The organism is Campylobacter sp. IFREMER_LSEM_CL1085, from assembly GCF_025772235.1.
GTDB classification, from domain to species: Bacteria; Campylobacterota; Campylobacteria; order Campylobacterales; family Campylobacteraceae; genus Campylobacter_D; species Campylobacter_D lari_D.
In genome coordinates, this window is sequence record NZ_JAKMRU010000014.1 from 1 (window position 1) to 20,551 (window position 20,551).

The following is a 20,551-nucleotide window of genomic DNA, read 5'->3' on the forward strand; positions in this document are numbered from 1 at the left end:
AAATTTCCTTTGCAATTTTTGCTAAAGATTTATGAAAAATTAAATAAAACTCAATTTGAAAATTCCCCTAAAAAAGCTTTTGATAGTTTAAAAAACATAATTAAAAATAATCTTCATCATAGTTTATTGCAATGTCTAAGTTATGAATTTTCTTTAAATATTTTTTCAAATTCTTATGAGAATTTAGTAGAAAACGGCAAAATTATAGACAATATAGATATGCAAAAATTAGGACGCTACATAGATGATGAAAAACCAGCTAAAAACTATCTTTACGAAAGTGTGGTTTATGACTCTGATATAGAAAAACAAATTATCAAAGAAAATAACGAAAATATAAGAAAAAAAACCATAAAAGTTTTTGCGAAATTACCAAAATTAAGCATTCCAACTCCATATAAAAATTATGAACCTGATTTTGCTTATTTTTTAGAAGATGATAAAGGTAAAAAAATATTTTTTATATGTGAAAGTAAAGGTTATGATGATGAAAATGATATTTCATCAAATGAAAAGAAAAAGATAGACTATGCAAAAGTATTTTTTAAAAATCTAAATGATAGTTTAAAAAATGAAAATATAGATATTGTTTTTAATACAAGATTAAATAAACAAAAATTCATAGAGTGTATAAAGGAAGTTTTAAATGGTAGATATTAATAATATAAAAAAAGAAAATTTAATCAATACAAAAGAAAATAAAAATGATTTTTTAGAGCATTTAAAACATAATTACCCGCAAACCATAAGTGATAATGTGCCAAATTTAAATGCAATTATGCAACTTTTAGGTTTAAATACTAAAGTCCAAGGTTATGAGCTAACTTTTGCTGGTAAAGCTTTAGCAAATGCTTTATGTAATACTCAAAATACCAATGAATTAAAATTTGAAAAAGAACAGAGTTTAAATTTTGAAAATACCAAAAATATCATCATAAAAGGGGATAATCTTGATGCTTTAAAGCTTTTAAAGCAAAGTTATTATGAAAAAATCAAAATGATTTATATAGACCCACCTTACAATACAAAAAATGATGATTTTATCTATAATGATGATTTTAGAAAAGACTATAAAGAACTTTTAAAACAAACAGGACTTTTAGAAATCGATGAAAATGGAGTTGAGATAGAAAGTGAAACTTTAAGGTTTTTTAATAGTATAAAATCAAGCAAAACTCATAGTGGATGGCTTTCCTTTATGCTTCCACGACTTAAACTTGCTAGAGATTTACTTCGTGAAGATGGAGTGATATTTATAAGTATAGATGATAATGAACAAGCAAATTTAAAAATACTTTGTGATGAGATTTTTGGAGAAGAGAATTTTGTTTCTTGTTTTATTTGGCAAAAAAAGTCAGGTGGAGGGCAAGCAAAATATTTTTATGAAGGACATGAGTATATACTTATATACACAAAAGATAAAATAAATTTAAATGGACTTTTTAAATATAAGGAAAAAGCAGATATTAATAACGATTTAATAAGAAAAGTTCATGGTAAATATAATGGACATCCGAGAATTGTTGAAATTTTAAAAAAATATAAGAAAAAAGTCATAGATCATAGAAATTTAATGTTTGAAGAATTGGATATTTTTTTAAAAGAAAAAATGATTAGTGAAAAAAAATATAATGATATAAAGTCAAAAATTGATAGTGGTGAATATTTTCTACAACAATATAAAGATACAAATTTTCATCTTATTTGTTCTTATCAAGATGATAATTTATCTAAAATGTATTCTATATTTAGTGGATATTGGACTTCAGATGGAAATGAAGAAATAGAAAATATATTTAATGGAAAATTGATTTTTGAAAATCCAAAACCAACTAAATTAATCAAAGAAATATTTTTTGCAAATGCAAAAAAAGATGATATTATTCTAGACTTTTTTGCAGGAAGTGGCACAACAGCACAAGCAGTTATGGAACTAAATGCACAAGATAATGGAAATCGTAAATTTATCCTAGTCCAACTTGATGAAAAGATAGATGAGAAAAAAAGCAAAGTTGCTTATGATTTTTGTAAAAACGAACTAAGTAGTCAAAACCCAGTCATTAGCGATATAACCATAGAAAGAGTTAAAAGAGCAGGCGAAAAAATAGCAAAAGAAAATGCAGATAAAAATTTAGACTTAGGATTTAAAGTGTTTTCTATGGTGGAAAAACCAGAGCTTGTATGCGATGGTAATGATAGTTTAAATTTGATAAATCATGCAAAATTAAGTCCGTATGAAAAGGCGTTAAATTTGGCTTTGCAAGATTGTAAAACCTTAGATAATGATCTAAAAATGATTTTAAAAGATAAAATTTATCAATGCGAACAAAGTTTTTATGTGATAAATTTTGATGATGAAGTTTTAAATTTTTTGAAAAATACTCAAAATGAAAATGTATATATTAATGGCTTTGGAGGTATAGATTTAGAAATTTATTTAAATTTAGAAAGCTTTTTAAAAGAACGCTTGAAAGTGGTGTATTGATATGGAACAAGAAATTATTAAATTTATCAAACAAAAAGATTATGAAAAAATCATTTTTTTGGGCGAGGGTTCGTTTGGTAAGGTTTTATTGATTAGAGATGTTTTTATCGATGAGCTTTTTGTTGTAAAAAAATATGATCCAGATGATATGTTAGATGAAAATGATAAGAAGAGATTTTATAAAAATTTTTTAGATGAGATAAAGATTTTATATAAGTTAAATCATAAAAATATAGTCAGAATTTTTAATTATTATCCTTATGAAAATACTCATACGGCTTATATTATTATGGAGTATATACAAGGGAAAAATATCAAAGAGTATTTTGATGATGAAAATAACTTGGAAAATTTAAATTCTATTTTTATGCAACTAATTGAAGTCTTTGCTTATATAGAAGAAAAAGGCATTATACATAGGGATATAAGAGAAAAAAATATTCTTATAGGCGATGATGGAGTGGTTAAAGTTATTGATTTTGGCTTGGGGAAGATTTTTGATGTAGAAAAAAACGAGGATACTTTAAATTCAATTATAAATAGAAACGATGTTGATACTTTACCAGAAGAGTATTTTCAAAAGGAATATACGATTCAAACTGATATTTATTATTTGGGCGATTTGGTTTATAGGCTTATCAATAACTTGGCAGAAAATAAACATAATTTTAAATATTTTGATATTTTAAATAAAATGATAAAAAAAGAAAAAAAAATTCGTTATCAAAGTTTTGCAGACATAAAGAGAGAGTTAAACAAAGAAAATTTTGTTAATTTAAAAATTAGCCAAGAAGATAAAGCGATTTATAATATTTTTTCAAATTATATTATTGGCTATGTTGATTCTTTTATAGGAGAGCCTGTATTAAATACTGATATAAATGAAATTCTAGGAGAAATTGATAAGGTTATTCAAAGAAATTCTTTTAATGAGTATATTGAAAATAATTCTAAACTTATAAACATAATCATTAAAAATAATTTTTATACACAGCAAAATCCTAGTTGTATTAAGTGCGAGGAATTGGACAAATTTTATAAGTGGTTTAAAGCATTAAATGGCAAAATGCAAAAACTTGTTTTAGATAATCTTGAAGAGAAAATATCTCAAATTCCTTTTACATCAAAAGACGATGATTTTGTCTTGCCTTTTTAATTATATAAACTAAGCAGGTATAAAATTGTAATCAAATTTTATAAACTTATCAAATAATGAAATTAAGACAATGTGAAACTAAAATAAAACTATTAGAGAATTAAAAAATCGGTTATGATATTTCCTTAAGATGTAAGAAAGAGTAAAAAATGAAAACCTTTTTAGTTTGTGCCTTAGAGCCATCAGCAAATTTACATTTAAAAGAAGTTTTAAAAGCTTATAAAAATGAATATAAAGAATTTGATTTAGTGGGAATTTATGATGAGAATTTATGTGAAGAATTTAGTCTAAATTCCAAGCCACTTTATAGCTCACATGAGTTTAGTGCTATGGGTTTTATAGAGGTTTTGCCGCTCATTTTAAAAGCTAAAAGAGCCATAAAAGAGCTAGTGAGTTTAAGTTTTGCTCAAAAAATTGATGCGATTTTATGTATAGATTCTCCTGCCTTTAACTTACCTTTTGCAAAGGCTTTAAAAAAAGCAAATTCCAAAGTAAAAAGAATTTATTATATTTTACCTCAAGTTTGGGCATGGAAAAAAGGACGCATTCCTATCATAGAAAGTCATTTTGATGCGTTAGCTTCTATTTTACCTTTTGATAGTGAGTTTTTTAGTAAAAGCACTTATGTGGGACATCCGCTTTTAGATGAGATAAAAGAATTTAAAAATAAAGAAGATATAAATTCTATATTTTCAAAAAAAGATGATGAAAAAGTAATCGCTTTCTTACCGGGCTCAAGAAAAAGTGAAATAAAGCGTTTGATGCCTATTTTTAGAGAGTTAAGCACTAAATTTAAAGGTAAAAAAATCCTTTGCGTACCCGAGTTTAATTTAAAAAGATTAGAAATTTACGGAAAAGTGAGTAATTTTGAAATTCAAACTAACACCCCAAAGGTGCTAAAAAATGCTGATTTTGCTTTTATTTGTAGCGGCACAGCTACACTTGAAGCAGCTTTGGTCGGCACGCCTTTTGTGCTTGCTTATAAAGCTAAAGCTATTGATGTATTTATCGCAAGATGTTTTGTAAAACTCAAACATATAGGCCTTGCAAATATCTTTTTAGATTTTGCAGGAAAAAGCGAGCTTAATCCTGAATTTTTACAAGAGCAAGTGAATGTGGAAAATTTATATCAAGCTTATCTTAAATACGATTATAAGGCATTTTTTGATAAAGTAGATTTTTTAAAAGAATATTTGCAATTTGCAAGTGCAAAAAATTTAGCTAAAATACTTTATGAAATCAAATAAGGATAAATCATGCAAAAAGAACCTATGAGTAAATACGGCTATGAGAAATTAGAAAAAGAATTAGAGCATTTAAAAAAAGTTGAACGCCCAAAAGTAGTAGAAGAAATAGACATAGCAAGAAGCCATGGAGATTTAAAAGAAAATGCAGAATATCACGCGGCTAGAGAAAAACAAGCTTTTATAGAAGGAAAGATTGCTGAACTTGGAGATTTGATCTCAAGAGCACAAATCATCGATCCATCTTCTTATGAGCATGATAGTGTGAAATTTGGCTCAACTGTTGTTGTAGAGGATTTAGAAAGTGAAAAACAAAGCACTTATACTTTGGTAGGGGTAAATGAAGGAAATTTAGAAAAAGGCTATATTTCCATTAGTTCGCCTATTGCTAAAGCAATGCTTGGTAAAAAAGAAGGGGATGATTTTAAAGTGCGTTTGCCAAAAGGCGAGAGTGAATTTGAAATCATTTCTATAGAATACAAAGCTTTGGAATTTTAATTTTTGCAAAAAATAATTATAAAAGAAAATGCTATTTTTATTGCCGATGCGCATGAAAATAAAAATAGGCGTGGTTTTTGGGAGTTTTTGCAAGCCTTAAAAAATAAAAAAATTCAAACTCCACAGCTTTTTTTAATGGGTGATATATTTGATCTTTTAATTTATGAAGTAAAGGCCACGCATGATTTTGCAAAAGCTTATATAGACTTACTTGAAGAACTTGCGTATGAAATTGAAATCATTTATTTAGAAGGCAATCATGATTTTAATTTAGCTAAATTTTTTAAAAAAGTGAAAGTTTTTAGTATAAAACAACAACCCTTGCTTTGCGAATTTCAAGATAAAACCTTAGTAAAATTAGCCCATGGGGATATTTTTTTAAAACCTTTTTTGCAGTTTTGCTTAAAAAGTTTAAGAAATCATTATTTGCTACTTTTTTTAAATTTTTTAAATGTTATTAGTAAAGAAAGAATTACTCAAAAAATTCTAAAAAATCAAAACAAAAAACAACTTATTAGAAAAATTCCCCATTTTTCTGCTTTAGTAAAAGAGCGTTTAAAGCACTATAATATAGGCTTTGTAATAGAAGGTCATTATCATCAAGATGTATTTTTAAAAAATGAAGATATAAAATATCTAAATTTAGCTACTTTTGCATACAAGGAAAGTTTTTTTATAGTAAAATATGAGCCAGAAATCAGATTTCACAAAATAGAACTTAAGGAGGCATAATGTTTGATGAGAATGTCGTTAAAACAGGTTCAAATGAAATGGAACTTGTTGATTTTCGCATCTTTAAGCAAGGCCACGATAAAGTCTATGAGGGAATTTATGGTGTAAATGTTTCTAAGGTTAGAGAAATCATTAAAATTCCTTTTTTGACTGAAATTCCAGGAGTACCTGAATATGTAGAAGGTATTTTTGATCTTCGTGGCGTGGTGATTCCTGTAATCAACCTAGCAAAATGGATGCAAATTCAAGAACCAGAAATGACAAATATAAAACCTAGAGTTATCATTACTGAATTTAGTAATGTTTTAATCGGTTTTATTGTCCATGAGGCGAAAAGAATTCGTAGAATTAACTGGAAAAATATTGAGCCAGCTACTTTTGCAACAAGTGCGGGTAGTTTAGATAAGGGTAAAATTACTGGTGTAACTAAGATCGAAGGAGATGAGGTTTTACTTATCCTAGATTTAGAAAGTATAGTGCAAGAACTTGGAATTTATACCCCGCAAACTGATATTGACGATGATAAAATTCAAAAAATCGAAGGTATGGCTTTAGCACTTGATGATAGTTCAACTGCAAGAAAACTTGTTAAAGATTTACTAAATAAAATTGGTCTTAAAGTAATTGAAGCTAAAGATGGTGTTGAAGGTTTACATAAACTAGAAGAGCTTTATAGTACTTATGGCAGTGATTTAAATAAACATTTAAAAATTATTGTAAGTGATGTTGAGATGCCACAAATGGATGGATTCCATTTTGCAGCAAAAGTTAGAGATGATGAGAGATTTAAAAATATTCCTATCGTATTTAACTCTTCTTTATCAAATGAATTTATGAGTGATAAAGGTGTTAAAGAAGCAGGTGGAGATGGGTATTTAGTTAAATTTAATGCAAGTGATTTCTTTGCTGAAATTTCTCGTATCATAGCAAAACATGAAAAAGGTGAGGAGTAAAAATGGAAGATATTCAAGAAATACTTGAGGATTTTTTAGTTGAAGCCTTTGAATTAGTCGAGCAAATTGATCATGATTTGGTTGAATTAGAAGCAAATCCTGAAGATTTAGAACTATTAAATAGAATTTTCCGCGTTGCGCATACTGTTAAAGGATCATCAAGCTTTTTAAATTTTGATGTTTTAACAAAACTTACTCATCATATGGAAGATGTTTTAAATAAAGCAAGACATAATGAGCTTAAAATTACTCCTGAAGTAATGGATGTAGTTTTAGAATCTATTGATATGATGAAAACTTTATTAAATTCTATTAGAGATAATGGAAATGATACAGCAATCGGACTTGATATAGCTCCAATTTGTGCAAGATTAACCGCAATTTCAGAAGGAGAAAGTTTAGAATCAATTACTCCGGCTAAGGCTGAAGAGCCAAAAGAAGAAGTTAAAGAAGAGCCAAAAGCTGAAGAACCTGAAGTTGATGTAAATAAACTTAGTGATGATGAAGTTGAAGCTGAAATTGAAAGACTTTTAAAAGTAAGAAAAGCTGAAGATCAAGCAAGACGCGCTGAAAAGAAAAAAACTCAAGAAACAACTCCAACCCCAAGTAAGCCAGCTCCACAGGCGCAAAATGCAGCAGCTGAGAAAAAGGTCCCTGCAGCAGGTGGTGGAAGCAGTGGTGCAAATATGGATCAAACAATTAGGGTTGAAGTTAAAAGACTTGATCATTTAATGAACTTAATTGGCGAGCTTGTATTAGGTAAAAACCGCTTGTTAAAAATTTATGATGATGTTGAAGAAAGATATGATGGAGAAAAATTCTTAGAAGAATTAAATCAAGTTGTTTCTCAACTTAGCATTGTCACTACAGATATTCAACTTGCGGTTATGAAAACAAGAATGCAGCCTATTGCGAAAGTATTTAATAAATTCCCAAGAGTTGTGCGTGATTTAGGCCGTGAACTTGGTAAACAAATGGAGCTTTAAATTTCAGGGGAAGAAACTGAACTTGATAAGTCTATTGTAGAAGAAATTGGCGATCCTATTATGCATATGATTAGAAATTCTTGTGATCATGGTATAGAAGATCCAGCAACGCGTATAGCTAATGGTAAACCAGAAAAAGGAACGGTTAATCTTAAAGCATATAATGAAGGAAATCATATCGTTGTTGAAATTGCCGATGATGGTAAAGGTTTAGATGCTGATGTGTTAAAATCAAAAGCAATAGAGAAAAACTTAATCACAGAGCGTGAAGCTGATCAAATGAGTGATAAAGAAGCATTTGCATTGATTTTCAAACCAGGTTTTTCAACCGCTGCAAAAATCACCAATGTTTCAGGGCGTGGTGTTGGAATGGATGTTGTCAAAACTAATATTGAAAAATTAAATGGTGTGATTGAAATCGATAGTGAGCTTGGAAAAGGCACTGTGATGAAGCTTAAAATTCCACTTACTTTGGCGATTATTCAATCTTTACTTGTGGGAACTCAAGAAGAATTTTATGCTATTCCACTTGCAAGTGTTCTTGAAACAGTTAGAGTGCCAATTGATGATATTTATACCATTGAAGGTAAAAATGTACTTCGCTTAAGAGATGAGGTTTTATCTTTAGTAAGACTTTCAGATGTATTTGGCGTAAAACAAGTGCTTGAAAATACTGATCAAACTTATGTAGTTGTTATAGGTGTGGCAGAAAGTAAGCTTGGTATTATAGTAGATACTTTAGTAGGTCAAGAAGAAATTGTTATCAAGTCTATGGGTGAGTATTTGCAAAATATCCAAGGTATAGCAGGAGCAACTATCCGTGGTGATGGTAGAGTAACTTTGATTATCGATGTTGCTGCTATGATGGATATAGCTAAAGAAATTAAAGTTGATATTAAAGCACAAATTGAATCACAATCTAAAAAAACAACTAAAGAAAAACCAAGTGATTATACAGTGCTTATAGTGGATGATTCTAAAATGGATAGAAATATCATGCAAAAATCATTAGAGCCACTAGGTGTAAGTATTATAGAAGCAACTAATGGTGTTGAAGCATTAAATACAATTAAATCAGGCGAGCATGATATTGATGCTGTGTTGATTGATATTGAAATGCCAAGAATGGATGGTTATACCTTAGCAGGTGAAATTAGAAAATATTCTAAATATAAAAACCTCCCACTTGTTGCAGTAACTTCAAGAACTAGTAAATCAGACCGCTTAAGAGGTGTGGAAGTAGGAATGACTGAGTATATTACTAAGCCTTACTCTCCAGAGTACTTAGAAAATGTAGTTAGAAAAAATTTAAAACTAGGATAAGAAGATGAATGATAAATTAAACCAGGTTTTGCAAAAACAACAAGCGCAAATTGCAGAACCTGATGTAGATAAAGAAGAGGATATTATTCAGCTTGTTGGTTTTGTGGTAGGAGATGAGGAATACGCTATTCCAATTCTTAATATCCAAGAAATTATTAAACCTATAGAATATACTAGGGTTCCAAGTGTACCTGATTATGTTTTAGGTGTGTTTAATATGAGGGGTAATGTTATGCCTTTGATTGATCTTGCTAAAAGATTTAATCAAGGTAGTTCTAAAATGACTCCTCAAACAAGATATATTGTTTTAAAAGGTATAGCAAATGGCAATCAAACTCCTGCAGGTAATGCAGGCTTTGTGATAGATAGATTAACAGAAGCTATTAAAATTCACAGAAGCAGGATTGATCCGCCACCTGAAACTTTACTAAAAGAAAAAGGTATGATTTTTGGTATAGGCAAAAGAGAAGAAAATATCTTGACTATATTAAAAGCTGAAGCTTTATTAAAGCGTGAGTTTTAATGATAAAGCTTTGTGCCTTTGACTTTGATTCTACGCTAATGGATGGGGAAACTATCGATATTTTAGCGCAAGAATATAATGTTGGTGATGCTGTAAAAGCAATCACCAACAAAGCAATGAATGGTGAGCTTGATTTTTTTGAAAGCTTAAGTGCTAGAGTAGCTTTGCTTGAAGGTATGCCTATAGAGCAGGTAAAGAAATGCTGTGAAAATTTACCTTTGATGAATGGTGCTAAAGAATTATGTGAATATTTAAAAAGTAAGAATATAAAAATAATTGTTTTTAGTGGTGGATTTCATGAAGGAATTGATTTAATACAAAATAAACTTCATTTTGATTTTGGTTTTGCTAACTTTTTACATAGTAAAAATGGTTTTTTAACAGGAAAAGTTGGCGGAGAAATTATGTTTAATAACTCAAAAGGTATTATACTACAAAGACTTAAGAAATTTTTAAATTTAAAAACAGAAGAAATTATGTGTGTAGGCGATGGAGCTAATGATATTTCTATGTTTAAAGAATGTGGATTAAAAATAGCTTTTTGTGCCAAAGAAATTTTAAAATCTCATGCAGATATTTGTATAGATAAGAAAGATTTAAAAGAAATAATAAAGGTAATACAATGAAAAAATTTTCACTATGGTGTGATTTTATAGAAAATGAATTTTTAGATCATGAATTTTTAGATTTAATTTACTCAAAAACAATCAATGGTGCTACCTCAAATCCTGCTATTTTTAAAAATGCGATTTTAAACTCAGCTATTTATAAAGAAAAAATCAAAAAATCAAATCTTAAAGATAAAAAAGCTTTATATGAGTATCTTGCGATAGAAGATATAGCTAAGGCTGCGGATAAATTAGCTATTAATTATTATGAAAATAATGATGGTTTTATTAGTATTGAAATTGACCCAAGATTAAAAGATAATACTAGCCTATCTTTGGCCGAAGCAAAAAGATTATACATGCAAATTGCAAAAGAAAATGTGATGATGAAAATTCCTGCTACAGAAGCTTCTTATGAAGTAATGCAAGAATTAATGAAAAATGGTATTAATGTTAACGCTACTTTGATTTTTGATTTTGAGCAAACTAAAAAATGCTTTGAAGCTTTAAATTTAGGTTTAAAAGAATTTAGAAAAAATAATACCGCAGCTAAAAAAGAGCCTCGAGCAGTTATTAGTATTTTTGTAAGCCGTTTTGATAGATTATTAAATAATCAAGTTTTAGATAAAAATTATATAGGAATTCTTACTGCAACAAAGGCTTATAATTATATCATTAAACAAAATGAAACAAATATTAGAGCTTTATTTGCAAGTACAGGTGTTAAGGGTGATGATTTAGAAAAAGATTATTATATTAAAGAATTACTCTATGATAAAGCTATTAATACTGCACCACTAGATGCTATTAAGGCTTTTAAAGGTAAGCAAATTATATTTAAAGAGCCTTTGAAAGATGAATGTATAGAGAAAAAATTAAATGCAAATATTTCAAAAGATGCTTTAAGTAAAGCTTGTAAAGATTTGCTTGATGATGGTTTGGAGCAATTTTGCATAGCTTATGAAGATATTTTAAAATCTTTATAAACTTATTTGGCTATAATTAGCGTTTATTTTTTTAGAAAGGAAACAGATGTTAGAAGGTATCGTTAGAGAGAGTATCGGTAGAAAAGCTGCTAAAGCTTTAAAAAGAGATGGTTATCTAATCGCAAACATCTACGGAAAAGGATTAGAAAACATCAATGCTGCTTTTAAAGTAAATGAATTTATTAAAGAAGTACGCAAAAAAACTACTTTAGCTTTTGATGTAAAAGTAGCAGATAAAGTATTAAATGTTGTGGTAGTTGATTATCAAAAAGATCCTGTAACTGCAGAATTAAAACACGTAGATTTAAAAGTAGCACAAAAAGGTGTTATTTCTAAATATATGGTTCCTGTAAAGATTGTAGGAACAGCTATGGGTCTTAAAAATAAAGGTGTTTTAATCCAATCAAAAAGAAGATTGAAAGTAAAATGTGCAGCTGAAAACTTACCAAATTATTTTGAATTAGATGTAACTAAACTTGATGTTGGTGATGCACTTTTAATCCGCGATGTAGTTGTACCTGAGGGTGTAACTATGGTTGATGCTGATAGAGTAGCTGTAGTTGGCGTAGAAAAAGCAAGATAAAATGACCTTAGTCGTAGGACTTGGTAATATAGGAGAACAATACGCCCAAACCCGTCACAATGTAGGGTTTATGCTAATTGACTTAATTTTGAAAGATTTGCAAACAGCAAAGCTTTCAAATGCCAAATTTAAAGGAGAGCTTTTTAAAGGCTCTTCTACTCTTTTTTTAAAACCTTCCACTTATATGAATTTATCAGGAGAAAGTGTAAAAGCTGTTAGTGAATATTATAAATGTGATAGAATCATTGTAATCCATGATGATATAGATTTAAATTTGGGTGCATTGAAATTTAAAATGGGTGGATCAAGCGGTGGACATAATGGGCTTAAAAGTATAGATAATCTTTGTGGCAATGCTTATGAGAGGGTACGCATAGGAGTAGGAAAAGGACAAGATGTAATTTCTCATGTTTTGGGAAAATTTAAACAAGAAGAACAAGAAAGCTTAACTAAGGTTTTAGAACATAGTAAAAAAGCCTTACTTGAGCTTTTAAATTCTGATATAGAAAAAATCGCTTCAAAATATTCTTTAAAAAGTTAAACGATGAGTATATTTTTTCGCTATATTTCATCTTTGTATTTAAAATCATTTTTTATTTTATTTTTTTCTTTGACTTTTTTCTTCGTAGCGATTGATTTTTTACTCAATTTCAATAGACTGCCAAAAAGTGCAAATTTAGAGCTTTTGTATATATTTTTCTTAACATGTTCAGCAGCTTCTTATATACTACCTTTAGCTATAGTCCTTGCTTTGGTTTTATGTATTTTTAATATGATACGCTCGAATGAATTTGTTAGCTTGTATGCTTTGGGTTTAAGTAAAAATCAAGTGATTTTTTATCCTTTTTTATGGGCTATGTTTTTTTGTTGTGTTTATGTAGGACTTAATTTTAGTGCCTTTGCTTATGCAGATGAATATAAAAGTAATATTCTCAAGCGTGGCGTTGTAGATAGAGAGGGTGGGGAAGTTTTGATTAAATATAATGATAAATTTATTTATATACAAAAAACAAGTTCTCAAACCTTATATAATGTAAAAATCTTTGATGTAAAAAATTTAGACATTCAAAGCACAATCCATGCAAAAACTGCTAAATTTGATGGAGATTCTTGGAACTTAAATGACGCTAAAGCTACTAATGTACCACAAAATTTGATTGTTTCAAAAGAGGGTTTAAGCGTAGAAGAATTTAAAAATATCAAAGGCTTAGAAGACTTTTCTCCAAAAATCTTAGAAAGAATTTCTTTGGTAGAGAGCAATCCTTCTTATTCTATTTTAGACGCGCTAGAAAGTATGGCAATTTTTGCAAAACAAAATATTTCTACTAATACACTTAGAACAAGTTTATATTCTTTAGTTCTTACACCATTTTTTGCGCCATTTTTAATGCTTATTGTGTATTATTATTTTCCTTTAACAGCAAGATTTTTTAATCTCGCACTTTTAGCTTTTGTGTTTTTTGTGTGCATACTTTTAGTTTGGGGTTTGTTGTTTTTATTAACAAGATTGAGTGAAAATGAAATTTTACTTCCAGAGCTTGGTATAATGCTACCAGTATTTATTTTAATAAGTATAGGAAGTTTTTATTATTTTAAACACAAATAACTACAAGTGAGGTTTTTATGGATTATTTAAAACTAGCAAAAGAATACAACACACCATTTTATATTTATGATTTTGATAAAATTGAAGAGCGTTTTACAATGTTAAAAGATGCTTTTAAGGCAAGAAAATCACAAATTTTTTATGCAGTCAAAGCAAATTCTAATTTAAGTGTTTTAAAGCTTTTAGCTTCTTTGGATAGTGGGTTTGATTGTGTTAGTGCGGGTGAGATTTATAGAGCTTTAAAAGCAGGAGCTAAAAATTATAAAATTATTTTTAGCGGGGTTGGAAAAAGTGCTGATGAATTAAAATATGCTTTAGAGCAAAACATACTTTATGTAAATTTAGAAAGCTATGAAGAAATGCTTCTTTTAGAACAAATTGCTAAAGAAAGTCAAAAGATAGCTCGTATAAGCATAAGGGTAAATCCAAATGTAGATGCTAAAACACATCCTTATATTTCTACAGGTTTGCATGAAAATAAATTTGGTGTAGATATAGAAAGTGCTAAAAAAATGTATCTTTATGCTAAAAACTCACAATTTTTAGAGTCAGTTGGAGTGCATTTTCACATAGGTTCACAAATTCTTGATATAAGTAGTATCCATGAGGCCTCAGCGATTGTTGCAAAATTAGTAAAAGAACTTTTAGCTTTGAAAATTAATATTAAATTCTTTGATATAGGCGGGGGTTTAGGGGTTTGTTATAAAGATGAACAAGAGCCAAATTTATATGATTATGCTCAAGGAATTTTAGCAAGTTTGCAAGGTCTTGATGTGTGTATAGGTATGGAACCTGGCAGGTTTTTGGTAGCAAATGCAGGTGAGTTTGTTACTAAAGTTTTATATGAAAAATTTAATGATAAAAAGCGTTTTGTGATTATTGATGGGGCGATGAATGATTTATTGCGTCCAAGTTTATATAGTGCTTATCATGAAATCAAGCTTTTGAGTGAAAATAAAGAAGAAAGCCTTTGTGATATTGTTGGTGGGGTTTGTGAGAGTGGAGATTTTTTAGCTAAAGATAGAAAACTAGCTAAAACAAAAGCAGGAGATTTGATCATAGTTAAAAGCGCAGGTGCATATGGTTTTAGTATGAGTAGTAATTACAATACTCGCAATAGAGTATGTGAGCTAGCTTGTGAAAATGGCATAGTAAGAATGATTAGAAAAAGAGAAAATTATGAGGATCAAATTGCTTTAGAACTTGATTTTTTAAGGGATTAAAATGTTGTTTTTAGATGTGCAAGGAACTTTGATTTCAGATCATGATAAAAGTCCTATAAATGGTGCTTTAGAACTCATTAAATCTTTAAATAAAGAAAAAATTCCTTATGTAATTATTACTAATAATACCAAAAAATTAGATTTTTTAAATTATTTGCAAAATTTGGGTTTTGAAATTAATGAAAAAGTTTATATTGATCCTTTTTGTGTTTTAAAAGATCATTTAAAGCCTTGTAAAATAGCAGCTTTTGGAGCAAAAGAATTTTTAGATTCACTTCAAGAGTTAGGTTATGAGCTTGATTATAAAAATCCAAAAGCATTTTTGCTAGCAAGTTATGATGATTTTAAATTTCAAGATTTTGCTAATATGATAGAGTATATTAAAGATGGCGTGCAAGCTATAGCAATGCATGAGGGTAGTATTTATAAGAAAAACTCAAGGCTTTATCCGGGCGTTGGAAGTATCATGTCTATGCTTAAAAATGCATGCGAGTTTGATTATAAAGTGATAGGAAAACCTAGTAAGGCTTTTTATGAAAGTGCTTTAAATTTATTAAAACAGCAAGATTGTAATGTGAGTTTTAAAAAAACTTTAATTATTAGTGATGATTTTAAAGGCGATTTGCTTGGTGCTTATGAGCTTGGTATGCAAACAGGCTTAGTTTTAAGTGGTAAAATTTCTAACACTCAAGGTCTTGATACAACTAAACTTAATTTTGTATATGATAGTATTAAGGATTACTACATATCGAGGTTTAAATGAAAGATATAGAAAAATTACGCAATAAAATCGATACTATCGATGATAAAATTTTGGCTTTGCTTAATGAAAGAATGCTTCATGTTAAAGATATAGGAGTTATTAAACAAAATTTAGGTGGAAGTATTTATAGACCTGAGCGTGAAAGAGCTATTATAAATAGACTTAAAAATTATAATCATGGTTTATTAGATCAAAATGCAATCGAAGCAATTTATCAAGAAATTTTTGCTGTATCAAGAAATTTAGAAATGCCTCAAAGCATAGCTTATTTAGGGCCTGAGGGAAGTTATACGCATCAAGTAGCAAGAACGCGTTTTGGTGCTATGAGTCGTTATACTCCACTTGCAAATATAGAAGATGTTTTTAAAGAATTAGCTCACAAAGAAGCAAAATATGGAGTAGTACCTATAGAAAATAATACAGCAGGTGCAGTGGGTGTGACGCTTGATTGTCTTGGAAAATATGAAGATGTAAAGATTTTTGCTGAAATTTATATGGACATTCATCATTCTTTTGTAAGTATGAGTGAAAATTTAAAAGATATTAAACGCATATATTCTCATCCACAAGGCTATAATCAATGTAGAAATTTTTTAGAAAGTCATGATTTAAGTGAAGTAGAATTTGTAGCAAGTAAATCCACAGCTCATGCGGCTTATTTAGCTTCGCAAGATGTTACTTCAGCTGCGATTTGCTCTAAAATTGCAGCAAAACTTTATAATGTACCTATATTATTTGAAACGATTGAGGATAATTTGGCAAACCGTACTAGGTTTTTGATTTTAAGTGATATAAAAATACCTCAAATGCCTCATTGTAAAACTTCTATTTTAGCACTTGCTGCACACAAACCAGGTGGGCTTAGTGATTTATTATATGAGTTTAAAAAAGAGGGGATAAATTTAACAAAACTTGAATCACGCCCTATAAAAACAAGAGAATTTGTGCATAGTTTTTATATAGATTTTGAAGGACATATTGATGATGAAAATGTCCAAAGAGTATTAAAAAAAGCTGAGCATATAAAATGGCTTGGATCATATTTATCAGGAGAAAGTAATGAAATTTAATCCTTTTTTAGAAGCTATTAAAACTTATGAAAGTGGCAAGGATATGGATTTAATTGCTAAAGAATATGGTTTAAAAGAAGTTATTAAACTAGCAAGTAATGAAAATCCTTATGGCACAAGTAAAAAAGCTAAAGAAGCCATCATAAATAATGCACATTTAGCTCATTTATATCCTGATGATACTATGAGTGAATTAAAACAAGCTCTAGCACAAAAATATGATATTTTAAAAGAAAATCTCATCATAGGTAGTGGGAGTGATCAAATTATAGAATATATAGTACATGCAAAACTTGATCATTCTAAGGCTTATTTGCAATGCGGGGTTAGTTTTGCTATGTATGAAATTTATGCAAAACAACTAGGAGTTAAGGTTTATAAAACTCCAAGCTTAACCCATGATTTAAATGAGTTATATGAGTTATATCAAAAGCATAAAAATGAAATTAAAGTAATCTTTTTATGCTTGCCAAATAATCCTTTGGGCGAGTGTTTAGACGCAAGTGAGGTTTTTGAGTTTTTAGAGAAAATTGATGAGGATTGTTTGGTAGCCATTGATGGAGCTTATAATGAATTTGCTTCATTTAAAGATAGCAAAAAACATATTAATCCTAAAGAATTAATCCATAAATTTCAAAATGCAGTATATCTAGGAACCTTTTCTAAGCTTTATGGTTTGGGCGGTATGAGAGTGGGTTATGGTATAGCTTGCAAGGAAATTATCAATGCATTTTATAAATTACGAGCACCTTTTAATGTGACTAATTTGAGTTTAAAAGCTGCTGTTGCTGCATTAGATGATGATGAGTTTGTGCAAAAAACCTTAGAAAATAATTTTTCACAAATGAAACTTTATGAAGATTTTGCTAAAAATTATAAAATTCGATACATTCCAAGCTATACAAATTTTATTACCTATTTTTTTGATGAAAAAAATAGCACAGATTTATCTGAAAAACTGCTTAAAAACGGTATAATAATAAGAAATTTACAAAGTTATGGTTTAAATGCTGTGCGTATAAGTATAGGTACAGAGTATGAAAATTCAAGGTTTTTTGAAGAGTTTTCTAAAAATTTTTAGTTTGTAGGAAATAAATGGATTATAAAACTATACTGCACCAAGTAGGTCAGCTTTATCAAAATTTAAGTTTAAGACAGCGTATTATTATTGCTGCTTCTATTGTTGTTGTAGTTGGATTTTTAGTATTTTTAACCCTTTTTAGAAGTGGCTCTACAGTAGCTAGCGAAGCTGGATATTCAGTATTATTTGAAAATGCTAATACTAGTGATTCGGCGATGATAGTAACTCAACTTGAAAAAAGTGGAGTTCCTTATATTTTGCGTAATGAAGGAACGATTTTAGTTCCTAATGAACAAGTATATAAACAGCGTTTAGCTATTGCTTCTGCAGGATTATTGCCAAAAGATAATAAAGTAGGCTTTGAGCTTTTTGATAAACAAGAATTTGGAGCCACAGAAGCTGAGCAAAAGGTAAAATACCAAAGAGCATTAGAAGGTGAGCTTGCTAGAACGATTGAAAGTTTAGAGCCTATTCATAGTGCTACGGTTCATATTGCTTTTGCTAAAGATACACTTTTTACCCAACAACAAGTTCCACCAACTGCTTCAGTAGCTTTGACTATAAAAGAAGGTTTAAAGCTTAATAAAAAGCAAATTATGGGGATTAAAAACCTAATCGCTTCTTCAGTAACAAAACTTACTCCAGAAAATGTAAAAATCATGGATCAAAAAGGTATTCCTTTAGATGATGAGGGTGCTTTTGAAAGTGATTTAATTGCTGCTCAAATTAAATATAAAAGAGATCAAGAATATGAATTAGAGCAAAAAATTGTTGCTTCTATTGCTCCATTTGCAGGTGGCTATGATAGGGTAGTAGCAAAGGTTAGTATTGATTATGATTTTTCTAAAGAAGAATCACAAAGTGAAGTATATGATCCAAATACCGTTGTGCGTAGTGAGCAAACCTTGGAAGAGCATAGAGAAGGCTATAAAGATAAAGAAATTCAAGGTGTACCAGGTGCTGTTTCAAACATCGGTCCTGTGGAAGGTTTGGATGATAAAGGTGCGCGCGAGGTTTATACTAAAAATCAAACTACAACTAATAATGAAATTTCTAAAAAAATTACCAACACCACTAAGCAATTTGCAACCATTAAAAGAATTTCTGCAGCCGTTGTGGTAGATGGAAAGTATAAAGTAATTACTGATGATCAGGGAAATATTACTAATGAATATATTCCTTTGAGTGATAAAGAAATTAAAGCGATTGAAAATCTTACTAAAGGTGCCATAGGATTTAATCTTGCTAGAGGTGATGCGGTTGAAGTAAATAATTTGGAATTTCATAGAACAGCTAAAGTTGAAAATAAGGTTCAAACTTTTTATTCAAGATTTGTCGAGCCTTTTATTCCACCTGTTAAGTATGTATTTGCCGCGATTTTGCTTTTTATCTTTTACAAAAAAGTTATTGTGCCATTTTCTCAAAAAATGCTTGCAGATATTAGACTTGAAGAAGAGATGGAAGGTAAGGATGGGCAGATTATTGATGAGGCTGAAGATGCTATTGAAAAATTCAATGCTGCTCGTAGAAAAGTTGAAGAACAACTTGGTTTTGGAGATAGTTTTGATGAGGATGCATTACAATATGATGTTTTACTTGAAAAATTAAGAGCAGTAGCTAATGAAAAAGGCGAAGAGGTGGCATTATTGTTGCAAAAACTTGTTGAAAATGAAGCCGAATTTGGTGAGAAGGATATCTAATGATAAAGCTTAGTGAAGAACAAAAAATGGTCTATGATGACCTTTCTATGCCAGAAAAGGTTGCCATATTTTTAATCCAACTTGGAGAAGATGTAACGACAGTTTTATTTTCTCATATGGATATTAATGTCATCACTGAAATTTCTCGCTATATTGCTTTAGCAAAAAATGTTGATAAGCCAGTTGCTACTGCTGTACTTGAGGAATTTTATACTTTATTACAATCAAATCAATACTTAAAAAGTGGTGGTTTGGAATATGCAAAAGAAATTTTATTTAGAACTTTTGGTCCTGAAATTGCCAATAAAATTTTGGAAAAACTTACCAAAAGTATGGAAAATAATCAAAATTTTGCTTATCTTTCACAAATTAAACCACAACAACTTGCAGACTTTATCATTAAAGAACACCCGCAAACTATAGCTTTGATTTTAGCTCATATGGATACTACTCAAGCTGCTGAAACTTTGGAATATTTTAGCGATGAATTAAGAGCTGAAGTTGTAATAAGAATGGCAAATCTTGGAGATATATCTCCTTCAATTATCAAAAGAGTATCTGCTGTGCTTGAAAGTAAGCTTGAAAGTCTTACTTCTTATAAAGTTGAAGTGGGTGGTCCAAGAGCAGTTGCTGAAGTGCTTAATCGCTTGGGTCAAAAAGCCTCTAAAACAACACTTTCTTATATTGAGCAAAGTGATGAAAAACTTGCTACAACCATTAAAGATTTAATGTTTACCTTTGATGATATTTCTCAACTTAGTACTAATGCGATTAGAGAAGTTTTAAAAGCTGCTGACAAGCGTGATTTGATGATAGGTTTAAAGGGCGCAAGCGAGGATTTAAAACAAAAATTTATGTCCAATATGTCTACGCGCGCTGCTGAAGCTTTTGTAGAAGAAATGGGCTTTTTGGGTGCTGTGCGTGTTAAAGATGTAGAAGAAGCACAAAGAAAAGTTGTAGAAGTGGTGCAAAAACTTGCAGAACAAGGTCTTATCCAAGTGGGTGAGGCTGATGAGATGATAGAGTAAGAT

At 29.5% G+C, this 20,551-nt stretch carries 18 protein-coding genes and 2 pseudogenes; all 20 read left to right on the forward strand.

Features of this window, described 5'->3' with window-relative positions:
* Positions 1-660: pseudogene (locus L8W56_RS06405) on the forward strand (DEAD/DEAH box helicase); the annotation flags it as partial.
* Positions 647-2,485, forward strand: a complete 1,839-nt coding sequence (locus L8W56_RS06410) for a site-specific DNA-methyltransferase (protein WP_220566577.1) — start codon at positions 647-649, stop codon at positions 2,483-2,485. The pseudogene L8W56_RS06405 and the gene L8W56_RS06410, both read left to right, overlap by 14 nt.
* Before the next feature lies 1 nt (position 2,486).
* Positions 2,487-3,641 carry a serine/threonine-protein kinase gene (locus L8W56_RS06415; protein WP_220566578.1) on the forward strand — a complete coding sequence of 385 codons (1,155 nt, stop codon included), beginning with the start codon at positions 2,487-2,489 and terminating at the stop codon, positions 3,639-3,641.
* Positions 3,642-3,790: 149 nt separating this feature from the next.
* A complete protein-coding gene (gene lpxB, locus L8W56_RS06420) occupies positions 3,791-4,888 on the forward strand; it encodes a lipid-A-disaccharide synthase (RefSeq protein ID WP_257938824.1) in 1,098 nt (365 codons plus the stop codon).
* A 9-nt stretch (positions 4,889-4,897) separates the two neighbouring features.
* Positions 4,898-5,383 carry a transcription elongation factor GreA gene (gene greA, locus L8W56_RS06425; protein ID WP_039619215.1) on the forward strand — a complete coding sequence of 162 codons (486 nt, stop codon included), beginning with the start codon at positions 4,898-4,900 and terminating at the stop codon, positions 5,381-5,383.
* A gap of 3 nt (positions 5,384-5,386) precedes the next feature.
* A complete protein-coding gene (locus L8W56_RS06430; RefSeq protein ID WP_220566581.1) occupies positions 5,387-6,115 on the forward strand; it encodes a UDP-2,3-diacylglucosamine diphosphatase in 729 nt (242 codons plus the stop codon).
* A complete protein-coding gene (locus L8W56_RS06435; protein WP_133319535.1) occupies positions 6,115-7,068 on the forward strand; it encodes a chemotaxis protein in 954 nt (317 codons plus the stop codon). The genes L8W56_RS06430 and L8W56_RS06435 overlap by 1 nt, the downstream gene beginning before the upstream one ends.
* A 2-nt stretch (positions 7,069-7,070) precedes the next feature.
* Positions 7,071-9,377: pseudogene (locus L8W56_RS06440) on the forward strand (chemotaxis protein CheW).
* Between the two features lie 4 nt (positions 9,378-9,381).
* Positions 9,382-9,900, forward strand: a complete 519-nt coding sequence (locus L8W56_RS06445) for a chemotaxis protein CheW (protein WP_133319537.1) — start codon at positions 9,382-9,384, stop codon at positions 9,898-9,900.
* The gene (serB, locus tag L8W56_RS06450) at positions 9,900-10,526 is read left to right on the forward strand and encodes a phosphoserine phosphatase SerB (protein ID WP_133319538.1); all 627 of its coding nucleotides are present in this window, start codon (positions 9,900-9,902) and stop codon (positions 10,524-10,526) included. Before L8W56_RS06445 ends, serB begins: the two co-directional genes overlap by 1 nt.
* Positions 10,523-11,494, forward strand: a complete 972-nt coding sequence (locus L8W56_RS06455) for a transaldolase (protein WP_263659766.1) — start codon at positions 10,523-10,525, stop codon at positions 11,492-11,494. The genes serB and L8W56_RS06455 overlap by 4 nt, the downstream gene beginning before the upstream one ends.
* A 46-nt stretch (positions 11,495-11,540) precedes the next feature.
* On the forward strand, positions 11,541-12,077 hold the full coding sequence (locus tag L8W56_RS06460) for a 50S ribosomal protein L25/general stress protein Ctc (RefSeq protein ID WP_133319540.1): 537 nt from the start codon (positions 11,541-11,543) through the stop codon (positions 12,075-12,077).
* Position 12,078: 1 nt separating this feature from the next.
* On the forward strand, positions 12,079-12,618 hold the full coding sequence (gene pth / locus L8W56_RS06465) for an aminoacyl-tRNA hydrolase (RefSeq protein ID WP_263659767.1): 540 nt from the start codon (positions 12,079-12,081) through the stop codon (positions 12,616-12,618).
* Positions 12,619-12,621: 3 nt separating this feature from the next.
* Positions 12,622-13,683, forward strand: coding sequence for an LptF/LptG family permease (locus tag L8W56_RS06470; protein WP_263659768.1), 1,062 nt, complete (start codon positions 12,622-12,624; stop codon positions 13,681-13,683).
* Positions 13,684-13,700: 17 nt separating this feature from the next.
* The gene (gene lysA, locus L8W56_RS06475; protein ID WP_263659769.1) at positions 13,701-14,906 is read left to right on the forward strand and encodes a diaminopimelate decarboxylase; all 1,206 of its coding nucleotides are present in this window, start codon (positions 13,701-13,703) and stop codon (positions 14,904-14,906) included.
* A gap of 1 nt (position 14,907) precedes the next feature.
* Positions 14,908-15,669, forward strand: coding sequence for an HAD-IIA family hydrolase (locus tag L8W56_RS06480; protein WP_263659770.1), 762 nt, complete (start codon positions 14,908-14,910; stop codon positions 15,667-15,669).
* A complete protein-coding gene (pheA, locus tag L8W56_RS06485) occupies positions 15,666-16,739 on the forward strand; it encodes a prephenate dehydratase (RefSeq protein ID WP_263659771.1) in 1,074 nt (357 codons plus the stop codon). The genes L8W56_RS06480 and pheA overlap by 4 nt, the downstream gene beginning before the upstream one ends.
* Positions 16,729-17,820, forward strand: coding sequence for a histidinol-phosphate transaminase (gene hisC, locus L8W56_RS06490; protein ID WP_263659772.1), 1,092 nt, complete (start codon positions 16,729-16,731; stop codon positions 17,818-17,820). Before pheA ends, hisC begins: the two co-directional genes overlap by 11 nt.
* A gap of 14 nt (positions 17,821-17,834) precedes the next feature.
* Positions 17,835-19,520 (forward strand): flagellar basal-body MS-ring/collar protein FliF, encoded by a 1,686-nt coding sequence (gene fliF / locus L8W56_RS06495; protein WP_133319547.1) that lies wholly within the window; start codon positions 17,835-17,837, stop codon positions 19,518-19,520.
* Positions 19,520-20,548: a flagellar motor switch protein FliG gene (gene fliG, locus L8W56_RS06500; protein ID WP_039619192.1), complete on the forward strand. Its 1,029-nt coding sequence runs from the start codon at positions 19,520-19,522 to the stop codon at positions 20,546-20,548. Before fliF ends, fliG begins: the two co-directional genes overlap by 1 nt.
* Positions 20,549-20,551 lie beyond the last annotated feature (3 nt).